Here is a 14,533-nt window from a genome sequence, read left to right as displayed (position 1 = left end):
CTTTTTTTATGCAATTTACCCAATGACAAACATTCAATTTATTCAAAATCAGAACACAATACTTAAAGCATTGCAAATCGAAAACACCTTGCAATTGCTTGCCGAAGGTTGTACCGTTCCTTTTATTGCCCGTTATCGCAAAGATAAAACCCAAAATCTGGACGAAATTGCCATCGAACAAATTTTGAAAGGGCAAACCGAATATGAAAACATCTTAAAACGAAAAGAAACCATCATAACGGCTATTGAACAGCAAGATAAACTTACCGACGAACTAAAAACTAAAATCGATGATTGTTTTGTTATCAATGAATTAGAAGATATTTATCTTCCTTTTAAAAAACGAAAGAAAACCCGTGCCGACATCGCCAAAGAAAAAGGATTGGAACCACTGGCTAAAATCATTATGGCTCAAAAAGCCACTGATTTGGAATTTTTAGCCTCAAAATATCTTTCAAAAGAAGTGCCTTCGGAAGCGGAAGCCTTACAAGGGGCTTCGGACATCATCGCCGAATGGATTAGTGAAAACTTATTCATTCGCAAGAACTTACGCCGAATGTACCAGCGTAAAGCCACCATCACCTCACAAGTGGTCAAAACCAAAGCCGAAACCGAAGAGGCTCAAAAATTTTCAATGTATTTTGATTGGGAAGAAAATTTATTAAAGTCGCCCTCACATCGAATTTTAGCTATGATTCGTGCTGAAAATGAAGGGTTTGTACGACTAAAAATAGAAATCGACGTAGACGAAGCCCTTTCCTTTATGGAAAAAAACATCGTAAAATCAGGCGGTGAAACGGCTACCTTCCTTAAAAAAACCATTGAGGACAGTTACAAACGTCTGCTTGCCCCTTCAATTGCCAATGAAACGCTTCAAGAAGCCAAAGAACAAGCTGATAATAAAGCAATTGGAATTTTTGCCGATAACCTAAAACAACTTTTACTGGCTTCTCCGTTGGGTGAAAAACGCATTTTGGCTATCGACCCTGGTTTTAAAACGGGGTGCAAGGTGGTTTGTTTGGACGAAAAAGGCGATTTGCTTTATAACGAAACTATTTTTCCGCATCCGCCACAAAAAGATACTGCAATGGCGATGAAAAAAATCAAATCAATGGTCAATTCATATAAAATTGAGGCGATTTCCATCGGAAACGGAACGGCTTCGCGTGAAACGGAATTTTTCGTGAAAAACATTGCTTTTGACCGTCCCGTACAGGTTTTTGTAGTGAGTGAAGCCGGTGCATCGGTTTATTCGGCATCGAAAATCGCTCGTGAAGAGTTCCCTAACTATGACGTTACCGTGCGTGGCGCGGTTTCTATCGGACGACGACTGGCCGACCCGCTGGCCGAACTGGTTAAAATTGAACCGAAAGCCATCGGTGTGGGGCAATACCAACACGACGTAAACCAAGCAAAACTAAAAGAAGAGCTTGACAATGTGGTAATTAGATGTGTGAATTCAGTAGGCGTAAACTTAAACACAGCAGGAAAAGCCTTGCTTTCATACGTTTCCGGAATTGGTGAAAAAATGGCTGAAAACATTGTAAAATACCGCTCTGAAAACGGAACTTTCACCCGCAGGGAAGCGCTTTTAAACGTACCGCGTTTGGGCGCAAAAGCCTATCAACAAGCGGTGGCTTTTTTACGAATTCACGATGGTGAAAATCCGTTGGACAACTCGGCAGTACATCCCGAAGCCTATCCCATTGTCAAAAAAATGGCAAGTGATTTAGGCATTTCCTCCGAAAAACTCATCGGAAATAAAGAAGCTATTTCAAAAATCGACATTACCAAATATACATCTGCAAACGTGGGAGTTATATACCTAAAAGACATTATAAAAGAACTGGAAAAACCCGGATTAGACCCTCGGAAATCGGCTAAAATTTTTGAATTTGACCCTAACGTTAAAACCTTTGACGATGTAAAAATCGGAATGATTTTACCCGGAATCGTAAACAACATTACAGCTTTTGGTTGTTTTGTTGATATCGGCATCAAAGAAAGCGGACTTATTCACATTTCGCAACTCAAAGATGGCTATGTATCTGACGTTAATGACGTTGTGAAGATGCACCAACACATCACTGTTAAAGTGGTTGCTGTTGATGAGCAACGCAAACGCATCGGATTGAGTTTGATTGTTTAAAACAAAAAAATCTGAAAAAAATATTTTTTTCAGATTTTTTTATCACTTAGCTTCTTTGTATTGTTTCATCAATTTGCGGTGAAATTCTTTTTCGGCATCTTTGAGCAATAACAACTTCCGAGCCGAAATCACCTTCAAAAGTTCTTTGTCTCTTTCTTTATTTGCTTGCCAAATCTTGTCCATCAACTCACTATCTTTCTTTAAAATTTCAAGCGCTTCTTTTTCGGTCAGATTTTCCTTTTTTTCACAACCTTTTTTTCGGCAAGTTCGTGCTTGGCACTGCAAATCGTGCAAAATTTCGGCATATTTATCATAAACAAGCCAAAAATTCTTCGCCTCAGCGGCAGTTAAACTGATTTTTTCAGTGATATATCCTATTTTTAGTGTTTTTATTCGCTCGGCAGCCCCTTCTTCTTGCGAAAAAATCGGGAAAGAAACCCCTAAAACAAATAATATGGTGTAAAACGATTTCATAATACGCTTTTTTTAGTAATTTTCTTCAAAACGATAATCATATTCCGACATATATGCTTCAATATATTGCAAATTTGGTTTATCAATTGCCAATAAATTAGTTAAATCGGTGTTTTGCAATTGCTCTAAAATCAAATGAGGCTTATCTTCCAAATACGTTTCATTGAAATAATGCTGAATTTCAGAAGGTGTTAAATCGGAAAATTGCACTGTTTCAATCTGATTTTCAAACATATAAACCCAAACAGATGAAACCAATAAAACAGCCAAAACTGCCGCCACAGCATAACGCCACACCGGTAATGGTCGTCTTTTTCGGGTTGTGGTTTCCAAGATGGATTTTTTCGATTTTTGAAAATATCCTTCCGGAACTTTTAAGCCGTCCCCTTCCGGAAGCAACTCACTTATTTCAATGTTTTTCAGTAATTTATCTTTAAAATCATCAAAATAAGTAGGCGGAACTTTCATCGCTGATTTAACAAATAAATCATCTCTTTTCATTGATTTTTAGTTTTTATTTTTCCCTACGCCAATAAGACGAAAAAAATAGTAAAAGGTTTAATTTGCCTGCAAATAACTTTTAATTTTTTGCACGGCGTGATGGTATGAAGCCTTTAACGCCCCTACCGAAGTGCCTAAAATTTCCGCAATTTCATCATATTTCATTTCCTGAAAATACTTCATATTGAACACTAACTGCTGTTTTTCAGGCAAACAAGCAATGGCTTTTTGGAACTTTTTTTGAATTTCGTCACCTTCAAAATAAGCATCGGCTTGCAAATTCGCACATCGATGATATTGCACATCTTCAATTGAACAATTTTGTTGCGATGCCCTTTTCTTCAAAAAATCAAGCGCTTGATTGGTGGCAATGCGGTACACCCACGAAAACAGAGAACTTTCGGCGCGAAAACCATCAATGTTTCGAAATATTTTAATGAACGTGTCTTGCAAAATATCATCGGTGTCATCGTGTGAAATGACAATACGCCGAATGTGCCAGTAGAGTTTTTTTTGATATGTATCTACCAGATATTCAAATGCTTTTGATTTTGTTTTTGCATTTTGAAGTTGTGATATGAGTTCCTTTTCTTCCAAATTTACGAATCAAAAGATTGCATTTCAACCAATTTTTTGTACATTCCTTCTTTTTGCAACAATTCAAGATGTGTGCCTTGCTCTACAATGCGTCCTTTTTGCATAACTATAATTAAATCAGCATTTTGAATAGTTGAAAGCCGATGTGCTATTACAATGGAAGTTCTGTTTTTCATCATATTTTCAAGGGCATTTTGCACCAAACGCTCACTTTCGGTATCAAGCGCCGAAGTGGCTTCGTCCAAAATCATAATTGGTGGATTTTTAAGCACGGCACGGGCGATACTCAAACGCTGTTTTTGTCCGCCACTGAGTTTTCCGCCCGCATCACCGATATTGGTTTCAAACTTTTCGGGCAATTCTTTAATAAATTCATAAGCGTTTGCCACTTGTGACGCCTCTAAAATTTGCGAATCGGTGGCGTCGGGCTTTCCTATAAGCAAATTGTTTTTAATGGAATCGTTAAAGAGAATTGAATCTTGTGAAACAATCCCAATAAGATTTCGTAATGATTTGATCTTTAAATCTTTAATATCAACTCCATCAATTTCAATACTTCCTTGATTTACATCGTAAAAACGGGTGAGCAAATTGGCTATGGTGCTTTTCCCACTTCCTGACTGCCCCACTAGCGCCACAGTTTTTCCTTTGGGAATTTCCAACGAAAAATCGGTCAGTACATTTTGTTCTTTATATCGAAAAGTAATGTTTTTCAATGAAATAGCTGAATTAAACTCACGAATATCCGTTGCGTTTTCTTTCTCTTTAATCGGATTCTCATAATCCAAAATCTCAAAAACACGCTCGGCTGCGGCATTTCCTCTTCTTAAATCGTATGAAGCCTTACTGATTGCTTTTGCAGGCGTTAAAATATTGTAAGCCAGCCCCATAAAAGCAATAAAAGCAGCGCCGTCTAAGGTTTTATCAACCAACACCATTGTTCCGCCAAACCACAAAAGAACGGCAATCATCAAAATTCCGAGAAATTCACTCATTGGAGAAGCCAAATTTTGCCTGTTTGACAGATTGTTAGCCAATTTAAAAAAGCGCGAGGTTGAATCCTCAAACCTACCTTGAAATATTTTTTCGGCATTGAAGGCTTTCACCACCCGAAGCCCGCTAACAGTTTCTTCAATTAACGACAAAAACCGCCCCTGTTCTTGCTGTACTTTGGTGGATTGCTTTTTGAGCGATTTCCCGATTTTGGAGATAATCCAACCCGATATTGGGATAAAAACAAAGGTAAAAAGCGTTAATTTCACACTAATTCCCAACATCGCTATGATGGAAAATAATATAGTAAGTGGTTCTCTTACAATTAATTCCAAAACTGAAAGAAATGAATATTGCACCTCTCCCACATCGCCCGCCACGCGCGCTATCACATCGCCTTTGCGTTGTTCGGAAAAGTAAGAAAGCGGCAAGTTGGTAATCCTTTTGTAAAGGGCATTACGCAAATCTTTCAACACACCATTTCGCAAATGAGTGATGAAGAAAACGGCTATATAATTAAAAGTGTTTTTCAGCAAAAACAACACAATCACCAGTGTAATCACCAGTGTTAAAGCCCAAACAGAATCTTCCCCGACAATGCCCGAGATTTTGTAATTCAACAGCGCTTTTCCGTAGTTTACCAAATCAGAAATATTTCCTGAAAAAACAGGCTTCTCAAGAATTTGAGTTTCTTTTTTTCCGAATAAAATATCCAACATCGGAATGAGCGCCACGAATGAAATGGCACTAAAAAGTGCATACAAAATATTGAAAAAAATATTCAAAAAAGCATATTTTTTGTACGGAACGATGTAAGGTATGAATTTTTTTAGGTACGGACTCATTGTTTTTCAAAATGAAAACTCAAAATCAATAAACAACTGATTTTGAGTTTTTTATTATATAATTATTATCTATAAAGCTTAACGGTTTCTTCTCGTCTGATTTTGCGATTATCGGTGAATACAAATTTTGGAACGAAATAGATGGCTCTCGGTACTTCGTATTTTAATATTTCTTTGTCCACATACAAATCGTGTGCAAGGTTGGGATAATCATTTTCTGCTCCTTCCACGTAAAGTACAGCTCTTTGACCAAGTTCGTCATCGTCTTCCCCGATAAGGAAATAATCGTTTTTGATGTATTTTTTAATTTTTCGTTCCACACTTTCAGGGAAAACCTTAAACCCGCCCGAGTTAATCACATTGTCAAAACGTCCCAACCAAATAAATTCAGTTGGTGAAACAAGTTCCACAATATCGTTAGTAACAACTTGATGGTCTGATATTCTTGGTGCATTTATCACCAAACAATGTCGCTCATCTTGTGAAAAAGTCACTTGTGGAAGCGCCTTGTAAGTGTCCTCGTGCTGTGTTGTGTGATTCACGTGCCGCATCGCGATATGTGAAATGGTTTCCGTCATTCCGTAAGAAGAATAAACATCGGTTGAAACGTGTTGTAATTTTTCTTCCAAATCGTGGTCAATGGCAGCTCCACCGAGAATCAATTTTTTAACACGATGTAAATCATAAAGCGATTTAGAGGCTTGCAACGGAATCATCGCCGAGAAATCATAATCATTGTTAGTCAGCGCCAAAGGCATTGACGAAGGCTGAATAATATCCAAATGCAACCCCAAAACAATGGCTCGGATAAGCATCATTTTTCCGGCAATAAAATCAGCAGGCAGGCACAACAACGCCGTGTTTTTCGGGGCTAAATGCAGATAAGCACCCGTTGCCAAAGCCGAATTGACCATATGTTGTTTTTTAAGCTGAATCACTTTCGGTATTCCCGTTGAACCTGAGGTAATTGCCTCTACATAATCTTTACTGTCAAGCCAATCGAGCAAAAAAGTTCCGATGGATTTTCGATACGGTTCACCATCCCGAAGGTATTCGGCTGCCAACACCACCAATCCTTTTCTGTCAATTGAAAACCCATTGATTTTAAAGTCTCTATGTACAAATGTATAGTCTATTTCGTTCATTATTATATGTTTATTAATCTTTTTTGTATTGTTACATCTTCTTTAAACAGTTTGCAAATGTATGAAAAAGAAGTCAAAATTTTAAATTTTAGAAATAAATTAGTGTGTAATTCGTTTTTATATTTTTTTTCAGGAGAATTTATCAACCACGTAACATTCTTATTATCAAAAAGAAAATATATTTATTTAAAAAGAAAAGGCGTAAAGTTCGGGAATGTGAAAATTAATTCATAAATTCGCAAAAAAAAATTAGAACGAATTAAAATGAATCATCTTGAATTTAACTTACAAATTGAAAAAATAAAGGAAAGCCGCATCAGTAAAATTGACTTTTCAAATCTGCAATTCGGAAAAAATTTTTCTGACCATATGTTCATCTGTCAATACAAAGACGGAAAATGGCAACAACCTCAAATTAAGCCCTATTCGCCCATTACGTTAGAACCTTCGGCTAGCGTTTTTCATTACGGGCAAGCCATTTTTGAAGGAATGAAAGCCTATAAAGACGATAAGGGCGACATTTTTTTATTCCGACCCGAAGAGAATTACAAACGAATGAACAAATCGGCAGTGCGTTTGGCAATTCCCGAATTTCCGGAAACGTGGTTTGACCAAGGTTTGAAAGCCCTTTTGAAAATCGATAGCGATTGGATTCAAAAAGGACTCGGAAATTCGCTGTACATTCGTCCGTTCATTATTGCAACAGCAGCGGGCGTAATGGCTTCACCTTCAAAAGAATACTCATTTATCATTATCACATCGCCCGTACAATCTTATTATGGTGGGGACGTAAAAGTAAAAATTGCCGACTATTACAGCCGTGCCGCCAACGGAGGTTTTGGAGCTGCCAAAGCCGCCGGAAACTATGCCGGACAGTTCTATCCCACGCAGTTAGCCATTGAAGAAGGCTATCAACAAATAATTTGGACAGATGATGCCACTCACGAATTTTTAGAAGAAGCCGGCACAATGAATTTATTCTTCCGAATTGATAATAAGCTAATTACCTGCCCAACCAGTGACCGTATTTTAGATGGCGTAACCCGAAAAAGTGTTTTGACTGTCGCAGAAAAACTGGGCGTCAAAACCGAAGTACGCCCCATAAAAGTACAGGAATTATTAGAAGCCGCCGAAAAAGGTACGTTGCAGGAGATTTTCGGTAGCGGAACGGCAGCGGTTATCAGTCCTATTTCAGGATTTGGCTACCAAGGGAGGGATTACACCTTTAACCGCCCGGCTGATTTATACGCCACAAAAATCAAAGAAACGATATTAAACATTCAATACAACCAATCGGAAGACCCGTTCGGATGGCGCGTAAAAGTAAACTAATCAAATACTTATAAAACAAGTTAAAATTTTTAATGATTTTTTTCAAAAAAAGTGTGCAAAAAATTTGGTAGTTTCAAATTAATTCGTACCTTTGCACCCGAATTGAAAAACAAATGGCCTCGTGGCGCAACTGAATAGCGCATCTGATTACGGCTCAGAAGGTTACAGGTTTGAATCCTGTCGAGGTCACAAACACCACAAATCGATGAATTTAACAATTAAATTCATCGATTTTTTTTTACACTTCCCCTACTCCACTTGTGATTCGTAAAAAGTACGATAATCCCCATTTTGGTTGAATAACTCATCGTGTGTGCCTTGCTCAACCAATTTTCCACCATTGAGCATCAAAATTTTATCCGCATTTTTTGCAATCGACACGCGATGACTCACAATAACCACCGTTTTATCCTTAAAAAACGTATTCAAATTAGTAAGAATTTTCTCTTCGGTATCGGTATCAACAGCCGACAAACTATCGTCAAGTAAGTAAATTTCAGCATCTTTAAGTAATGCCCGCGCAATGCTGATTCGTTGTTTTTGTCCGCCACTGAGCGAAACGCCCCGCTCACCCAAAACCGAATCATACTGATGTGTAAATTCAATAATATTATGGTGAACCACAGCCTGCGTGGTGGCTTCAACAATTTGCGCATCGGTTGCGTTTTTATTTCCGAACAGCAGGTTGTTTTTAATCGTATCTGAAAACAAAAACGACTCCTGTGGCACGACCGAAATAGCCTCGCGAAGGCTTTGTAAATTCAGCTCGGAAATGGGTTTTTCATCAATTAAAATTTGCCCGCCTGACACATCATACATTCGCGTAATAAGATCGATAATAGTTGTTTTACCGCTTCCCGTTTTCCCGATAATGGCAACGGTTTGTCCTTTTTTCACTTCAAACGAAACATTTTTAAGTGCCTCAATACCCGTATCTTGATAAGTAAAACTTACATTTTCAAAACGAATATTTCCGTTGATTTTATGCTTTTGAGTTGCCGTATTTTGAATATCAGGAACTTCCGCCAGAAACTCGTTAATCCGTTTTTGTGAGGCTTCGGCTTGTTGCACGATGGAACTCACCCAACCCACCGTAGCCACAGGCCAAGTGAGCATCATCACGTAAATGCTAAACTTAACAATCACGCCCACAGAGGTAATTTCGCCCAGATAATAAAGCCTTCCGCCCATAAAAATAACGAAAATCAAGCTCAATCCAATCATTAAAATCATCGTCGGGAAGAAGATTGCCTGCACTTTTGCTAATTTGATGTTTTTTTGCCTTCCGGCTTCGGCTAAATCGGCAAGTTGGTGGTTAATTCGGTCTTCAATTCCGTACGATTTTATAACCCCGATTCCTGAAAAAGTTTCTTGTGAAAAGGTTGATAAATCAGATAAAAACTGCTGAACTACAAGTGTTTGTTTATTAATACGCCTACTCATCACGTAAATCAATAACGACAAAATCGGTAGTGGAATAAGCGTGTAAAGCGTCAGTTCGACCGAAGTGTAAAACATCAACGGAATCACGCACGCAAATAAAGTAATGGTCTGCACGCTGTACATAATGGCAGGACCGGCATACATTCGCACTTTGCCAACATCCTCGCTAATGCGGTTCATCAAATCGCCGGTACGATTTCGTTTATAAAAACGAACCGACAGCTCTTCGTACTTCAAAAAAACTTCATTCTTTAAATCGTACTCAATATAGCGTGAAATATTGATAATCAGCTGGCGCATAAAAAAAGTCAATATCGCCGAGATTAAAGTTGTACCGATAATAATCGCCGCATATTTCAGCAAAAGAAACCGCACCTGACTTTCGTCTTTTTCAGGCGATTGCGCATATTGTTCAATGGCTACAATCGAATTTTGGACGTATTCGGGCATAAATAACGAAAAAATTCGGGCAAGTATGGTGATAAAAATCCCTAAAATGAGATAATAACGATATTTGTAGAAGTATTTTCGAATGTGTCGTAAATGAGGCATTTTTATTTCTTTTCAAAATACAAAGGTAATAATAAAAGTTTAAAACACGGCGCATTGAACCTATTTTATTCAAAAAACGAGCAATTTCGCACCTGCAAAACAACCATTTTTTATTTCTTTTTTTCATATCTTTGTCCCGAAATCGGTAATTAGTAATTGGTTGTCAGGATACAGGGCTTCGGAAACAAGCAACATTTTTTGGAAGTTAGTACAAAAAATAGAAGTTCACTTAACTTCACATAATGCAATCAATATAATATAACAAATTAAACTTATTTCATACAAGATAATTAAGTTAAATAAATAAAACAAACTATTTTCACTCGACGTAATTAATTTAAATATACAAAATAAATCAACTTCACTAAACGAAGTTAATTTAAATAGATGAAATAAATTAATTTCACTAAACGCAATTAATTTAAATAGATGAAATAAATTAATTTCACTCGATGCAATAAATATAAAATAATAAAATGTATTTAATTCTATTAAGTAGTTATTAGCAATTAGTAGTTAGCAATTAGAACATAGCAAATAGTGATTAGTAAATAATGAATAGCAATTAGTATATAACAAATAGTAGTTGTCTAAAAATCAAAAGCTATTTACTAACTGATAAAATCAAATAGTTATCAGCTAAAAGCTATTTACTGACTGCTAAAATCTGATTGCTAATTGCTAAAAACTAATCGCTAATCATAAAAATTATAAATAAAATGAACAAAACCATCATAGCACTTGCAACAGCTTCGGGGAGCGGAGCCATAGCCATCGTACGAATTTCAGGAAGTGAAGCCATTTCCATTGCAGAAAGCGTTTTCACGGCACATCACAAAAAACCATTATCCGAATGCGATTCACACACCGTACATTTGGGTTATTTTATGGACGGAAATACTATTATTGACGAGTGCCTCGCAACCATTTTCAAAGGAAATAAATCATATACGGGAGAGCCAACAGTTGAATTTTCGTGCCACGGAAGTAGTTACATCATTCAGCAAATTATAAAGGTGTGCCTTGCAAAAGGTTGCCGACTGGCACAGGCTGGTGAGTTCACACTTCGAGCATTTCTCAACGGGAAAATGGATTTATCACAGGCAGAGGCAGTCGCTGACCTCATTGCATCGAATAGTGCGGCGGCTCACGCAATTGCACTCAACCAAATGCGAGGTGGATTTACCTCCGAAATAGAAAAACTCCGAGGTGAATTGCTTAACTTTGCCTCCCTAATAGAGCTTGAACTTGACTTCGCTGAGGAAGATGTGGAGTTTGCCAACCGAACTCAATTCCGAGAACTGCTTCTTCGCATACGAACCAATTTAACACAACTGATTTCTTCGTTTTCACAAGGAAATGCAATTAAAAACGGCGTGCCGGTGGCTATAATTGGCAAACCGAATGCCGGAAAATCTACGTTATTGAATGTACTTTTGAATGAAGAAAGAGCCATCGTTTCGGACATTGCCGGAACTACCCGTGATACTATTGAAGAAGTATTGCACATCGGTGGAACTGCCTTCCGATTTATTGACACGGCGGGCATACGCGAAACGTCGGACAAAATTGAAGAAATCGGCGTGAAGAAGGCAAAAGAAAAGATAGCTCAAGCACAAATTCTTTTATATTTGTACAATGAAATGGAGAATAGCATACAAGAAATTTTGGATTTTATAAAAGAAATACACCGAGCGGACTTAAAAATCATCTTACTTCATAATAAAATGGACTTAACGGACAAAACTTTTGGAGCGTTTGACCGCCAATTGAAGTCGGAACTCGTACCTCATTACACGGACACGATTCTTGGGATTTCCGCCAAAGAAAACAGCAATATTGAACTGTTAAAACAGGAGTTAATTACCTATTCGGATTCGTTACTAACAAGTGAAAATGATGTGGTTATAAGCAACTCACGCCATTATGAGGCTTTGGTAAACGCTTTAAACGAAATCACCAAGATTGAAGAAGGTTTAGCGATGCATTTAAGCGGAGATTTACTGGCGATTGACATCCGTGAAGCGTTGTATCACTTAGGAAGCATCTCGGGCGAGGTTACCAACGATGAAGTACTCGGAAACATTTTCAAGAATTTCTGCATTGGGAAGTAAAAAGCATAAAAATCAAACCGGAAGTAAATATACTTATCTAATTTATACCAACAAACGCTTTGTTTTATATACAAATTATCAATGTATCATTTTTAAAAATAGGTGGTTTATTTACTAAAATGTATTTTAAAATAAAAATAGTTTAAAAATTCTTATGAATTGAAATTGTTTTTCTGTAACTTTGGCGATTTTTAATCTTCAATTTAAAACATTAGAGATGTCAGAAGAACAGAAAAGGCAGTTAGAGCAACAGTTATGGAACATTGCCAACACGTTACGTGGCAAAATGGACGCCGATGAGTTTCGTGATTATATTTTAGGATTTATTTTCTATAAATATCTTTCGGATAAAGTAGAATGTGCTATAAATCAGATTTTAGAAAATTCAGGAGAAGACGCCGATTATGCCCGTATTGATGAAAATTCCGACTACGGAAAGGAAATCATAAATGCTATTCGTGACGAAATTCAAGAATCGTTGGGTTACTTTTTGATGCCTTCGGAATTATTCGTGAATATTGCCGAAAAAGGAAAAAATAAGGTTGAGGGCAAGGATAATTTCATCATTCCTGAATTGGAACGAATCCTTAAAAACATTGAGCAAACCACGCTTGGCACTGATAGTCAAGATGATTTTGAACATCTTTTTGAAGACCTTGATTTGCATTCTTCCAAACTGGGAAAATCTGCCGAAGAGAAAAATAAACTCATCGCGAAAATTCTGTCTCATTTAAACGAAATTGATTTTAATCTTTCCGATACCGATGCTGATATTCTGGGTGATGCGTACGAATATTTGATTGCCCAGTTTGCTTCCGGAGCAGGGAAAAAAGCAGGAGAGTTTTACACTCCGCAAGAAGTTTCCAAAATTTTGGCGAAAATTGTGGCAGGAGGCAAAAAACAACTTCGGTCGGTGTATGACCCCACTTGCGGAAGCGGTTCTTTGTTGTTGCGTGTGGCTCGTGAAACCGAAAAAGTGTATAATTTTTACGGACAAGAGATGAACCGAACCACTTACAACCTGGCGCGAATGAATATGATTCTGCACGGAGTGAGTTACAGTGATTTTGATATCAAACAAGACGATACGTTGGAAAATCCGCAACACAAGAATATGACTTTTGAAGCGATTGTTGCCAATCCGCCATTTTCTGCCAAATGGTCAGCCAAAGAATTGTTTATGAATGATGAACGATTTTCACCATACGGAAAACTGGCTCCGAGCAGTAAAGCTGATTTTGCTTTTATTCAACATATGATTCATCATTTAGATGAAAAAGGAACAATGGCTGTGGTGATGCCTCACGGGGTGCTGTTTCGTGGTGCATCAGAATTAGTTATCCGTAAGTATTTGATTGACAACAAAAATTATCTTGATGCAGTGATTGGACTTCCTGCAAATATTTTCTACGGAACGAGTATCCCCACCTGTATTTTGGTTTTTAAAAAATGTAGGGAAATAGATGATTCTGTGTTGTTTATTGATGCGAGTAAGGATTTTGACAAGCAGAAAAACCAAAATGTATTGCTTGATGAACATATTGATAAAATTGTAGAAACTTATTTTAGTCGTTCTGAAATTGAAAAATACAGCCACAATGCCACTTTGTCGGAAATTTCCGAAAATGATTTCAATTTGAATATTCCGCGTTATGTAGATACCTTTGAGGAGGAAGAACCCATTGATTTGCAGGAAGTAATGCAAAACATCAAGCGTTTGGAAGCAGAAAAAGCAACGCTGAACGAAGAAATTAACGGATATATGCAAGAATTGGGACTTGTTTTTTAATCCTCAATTTTTATGCTTAACAACCTAAATAATGGTAAAAAAATGAAGAAAGGCAAAACGACAAGAAATAGTCCAAATTTGAGATTTCCGGAGTTCTTGGAGCAGTGGGAAGAGAAGATGTTGGGGGAGATTGCAAAGAAATCTTTATTGAAAAATAAAAACAATGAAGTCAATGTTGTTTTTTCAAACTCAGCTACAAGAGGAATCGTTATGCAAAATGATTATTTTGATAAAGATATTGCAAATGTGAATAATCTTAGTGGTTACTATATCATAAAACCTTTTGATTTTGTGTACAACCCTCGAATTTCAAGTCAAGCGGAAGTTGGGGCTATGAATATGAATGATTTGGAGCAAGAAGGTTTAGTATCTCCTTTATATACAGTATTTAGAATTATTGATGATAATATAAACAAGAATTTTTTAAATCATTTCTTTAAGTCAAAATTTTGGCATACTTATATGAAAAGTATTGCAAATTATGGAGCAAGAGATGACAGAATGAACATTAAGGATAATGATTTTTTTAATTTACCTATTCATTTCCCCACCCTTGCTGAGCAAACCAAAATTGCGTCTTTTTTGTCTAAATTAGATGA

The 14,533-nt window shown here is 37.1% G+C and carries 11 protein-coding genes and 1 tRNA gene; 6 read left to right on the top strand and 6 right to left on the bottom strand.

Annotated elements, in window-relative coordinates; translation table 11 throughout:
- Window positions 1-22: 22 nt before the first annotated feature.
- The gene (locus Q4D72_RS07495; RefSeq protein WP_303077142.1) at window positions 23-2,149 is read left to right on the top strand and encodes a Tex family protein; all 2,127 of its coding nucleotides are present in this window, start codon (window positions 23-25) and stop codon (window positions 2,147-2,149) included.
- Window positions 2,150-2,191: 42 nt separating this feature from the next.
- Here Q4D72_RS07495 and Q4D72_RS07490 read toward each other — a convergent pair whose 3' ends face one another.
- The 5 genes from Q4D72_RS07490 to Q4D72_RS07470 form a co-directional block, all read right to left on the bottom strand.
- Entirely contained in the window at window positions 2,192-2,623 is a 432-nt protein-coding gene (locus tag Q4D72_RS07490) for a hypothetical protein (RefSeq protein WP_303077141.1), read from the bottom strand.
- 12 nt (window positions 2,624-2,635) lie between these two features.
- Complete coding sequence (locus tag Q4D72_RS07485; RefSeq protein WP_303077140.1) at window positions 2,636-3,124, bottom strand: hypothetical protein; 489 nt, start codon at window positions 3,122-3,124, stop codon at window positions 2,636-2,638.
- A 57-nt stretch (window positions 3,125-3,181) separates the two neighbouring features.
- Window positions 3,182-3,721 (bottom strand): RNA polymerase sigma factor, encoded by a 540-nt coding sequence (locus Q4D72_RS07480; protein ID WP_303077138.1) that lies wholly within the window; start codon window positions 3,719-3,721, stop codon window positions 3,182-3,184.
- 2 nt (window positions 3,722-3,723) lie between these two features.
- On the bottom strand, window positions 3,724-5,559 hold the full coding sequence (locus tag Q4D72_RS07475; protein ID WP_303077137.1) for an ABC transporter ATP-binding protein: 1,836 nt from the start codon (window positions 5,557-5,559) through the stop codon (window positions 3,724-3,726).
- A 65-nt stretch (window positions 5,560-5,624) separates the two neighbouring features.
- Window positions 5,625-6,704 (bottom strand): AMP-binding protein, encoded by a 1,080-nt coding sequence (locus Q4D72_RS07470; protein ID WP_303077136.1) that lies wholly within the window; start codon window positions 6,702-6,704, stop codon window positions 5,625-5,627.
- A 264-nt stretch (window positions 6,705-6,968) separates the two neighbouring features.
- On the opposite strand from Q4D72_RS07470, the gene Q4D72_RS07465 reads away from it, so the two are divergent.
- Both Q4D72_RS07465 and Q4D72_RS07460 read left to right on the top strand, forming a co-directional pair.
- Window positions 6,969-8,036, top strand: coding sequence for a branched-chain amino acid aminotransferase (locus Q4D72_RS07465; RefSeq protein WP_303077135.1), 1,068 nt, complete (start codon window positions 6,969-6,971; stop codon window positions 8,034-8,036).
- A 115-nt stretch (window positions 8,037-8,151) separates the two neighbouring features.
- Window positions 8,152-8,225 (top strand) — tRNA-Arg (locus tag Q4D72_RS07460).
- A 60-nt stretch (window positions 8,226-8,285) separates the two neighbouring features.
- Here Q4D72_RS07460 and Q4D72_RS07455 read toward each other — a convergent pair.
- Window positions 8,286-10,031, bottom strand: coding sequence for an ABC transporter ATP-binding protein (locus Q4D72_RS07455; RefSeq protein WP_303077134.1), 1,746 nt, complete (start codon window positions 10,029-10,031; stop codon window positions 8,286-8,288).
- 719 nt (window positions 10,032-10,750) lie between these two features.
- Between Q4D72_RS07455 and mnmE the strand changes: the two genes are divergently transcribed.
- The 3 genes from mnmE to Q4D72_RS07440 all read left to right on the top strand — a co-directional run.
- Entirely contained in the window at window positions 10,751-12,145 is a 1,395-nt protein-coding gene (mnmE, locus tag Q4D72_RS07450) for a tRNA uridine-5-carboxymethylaminomethyl(34) synthesis GTPase MnmE (RefSeq protein WP_303077133.1), read from the top strand.
- A 217-nt stretch (window positions 12,146-12,362) separates the two neighbouring features.
- Window positions 12,363-13,934, top strand: coding sequence for a type I restriction-modification system subunit M (locus tag Q4D72_RS07445; protein WP_303077131.1), 1,572 nt, complete (start codon window positions 12,363-12,365; stop codon window positions 13,932-13,934).
- A 42-nt stretch (window positions 13,935-13,976) separates the two neighbouring features.
- A partial coding sequence (locus tag Q4D72_RS07440) for a restriction endonuclease subunit S (RefSeq protein ID WP_303077130.1) occupies window positions 13,977-14,533 on the top strand: 557 nt, incomplete at its 3' end.

The sequence above is a fragment of the Capnocytophaga sp. genome (genome assembly GCF_030532915.1).
Classification (GTDB): Bacteria; Bacteroidota; Bacteroidia; order Flavobacteriales; family Flavobacteriaceae; genus Capnocytophaga.
The sequence above is the reverse complement of the archived record's forward strand: the minus strand, read 5'-3'. Positions and strand labels throughout refer to the sequence as shown.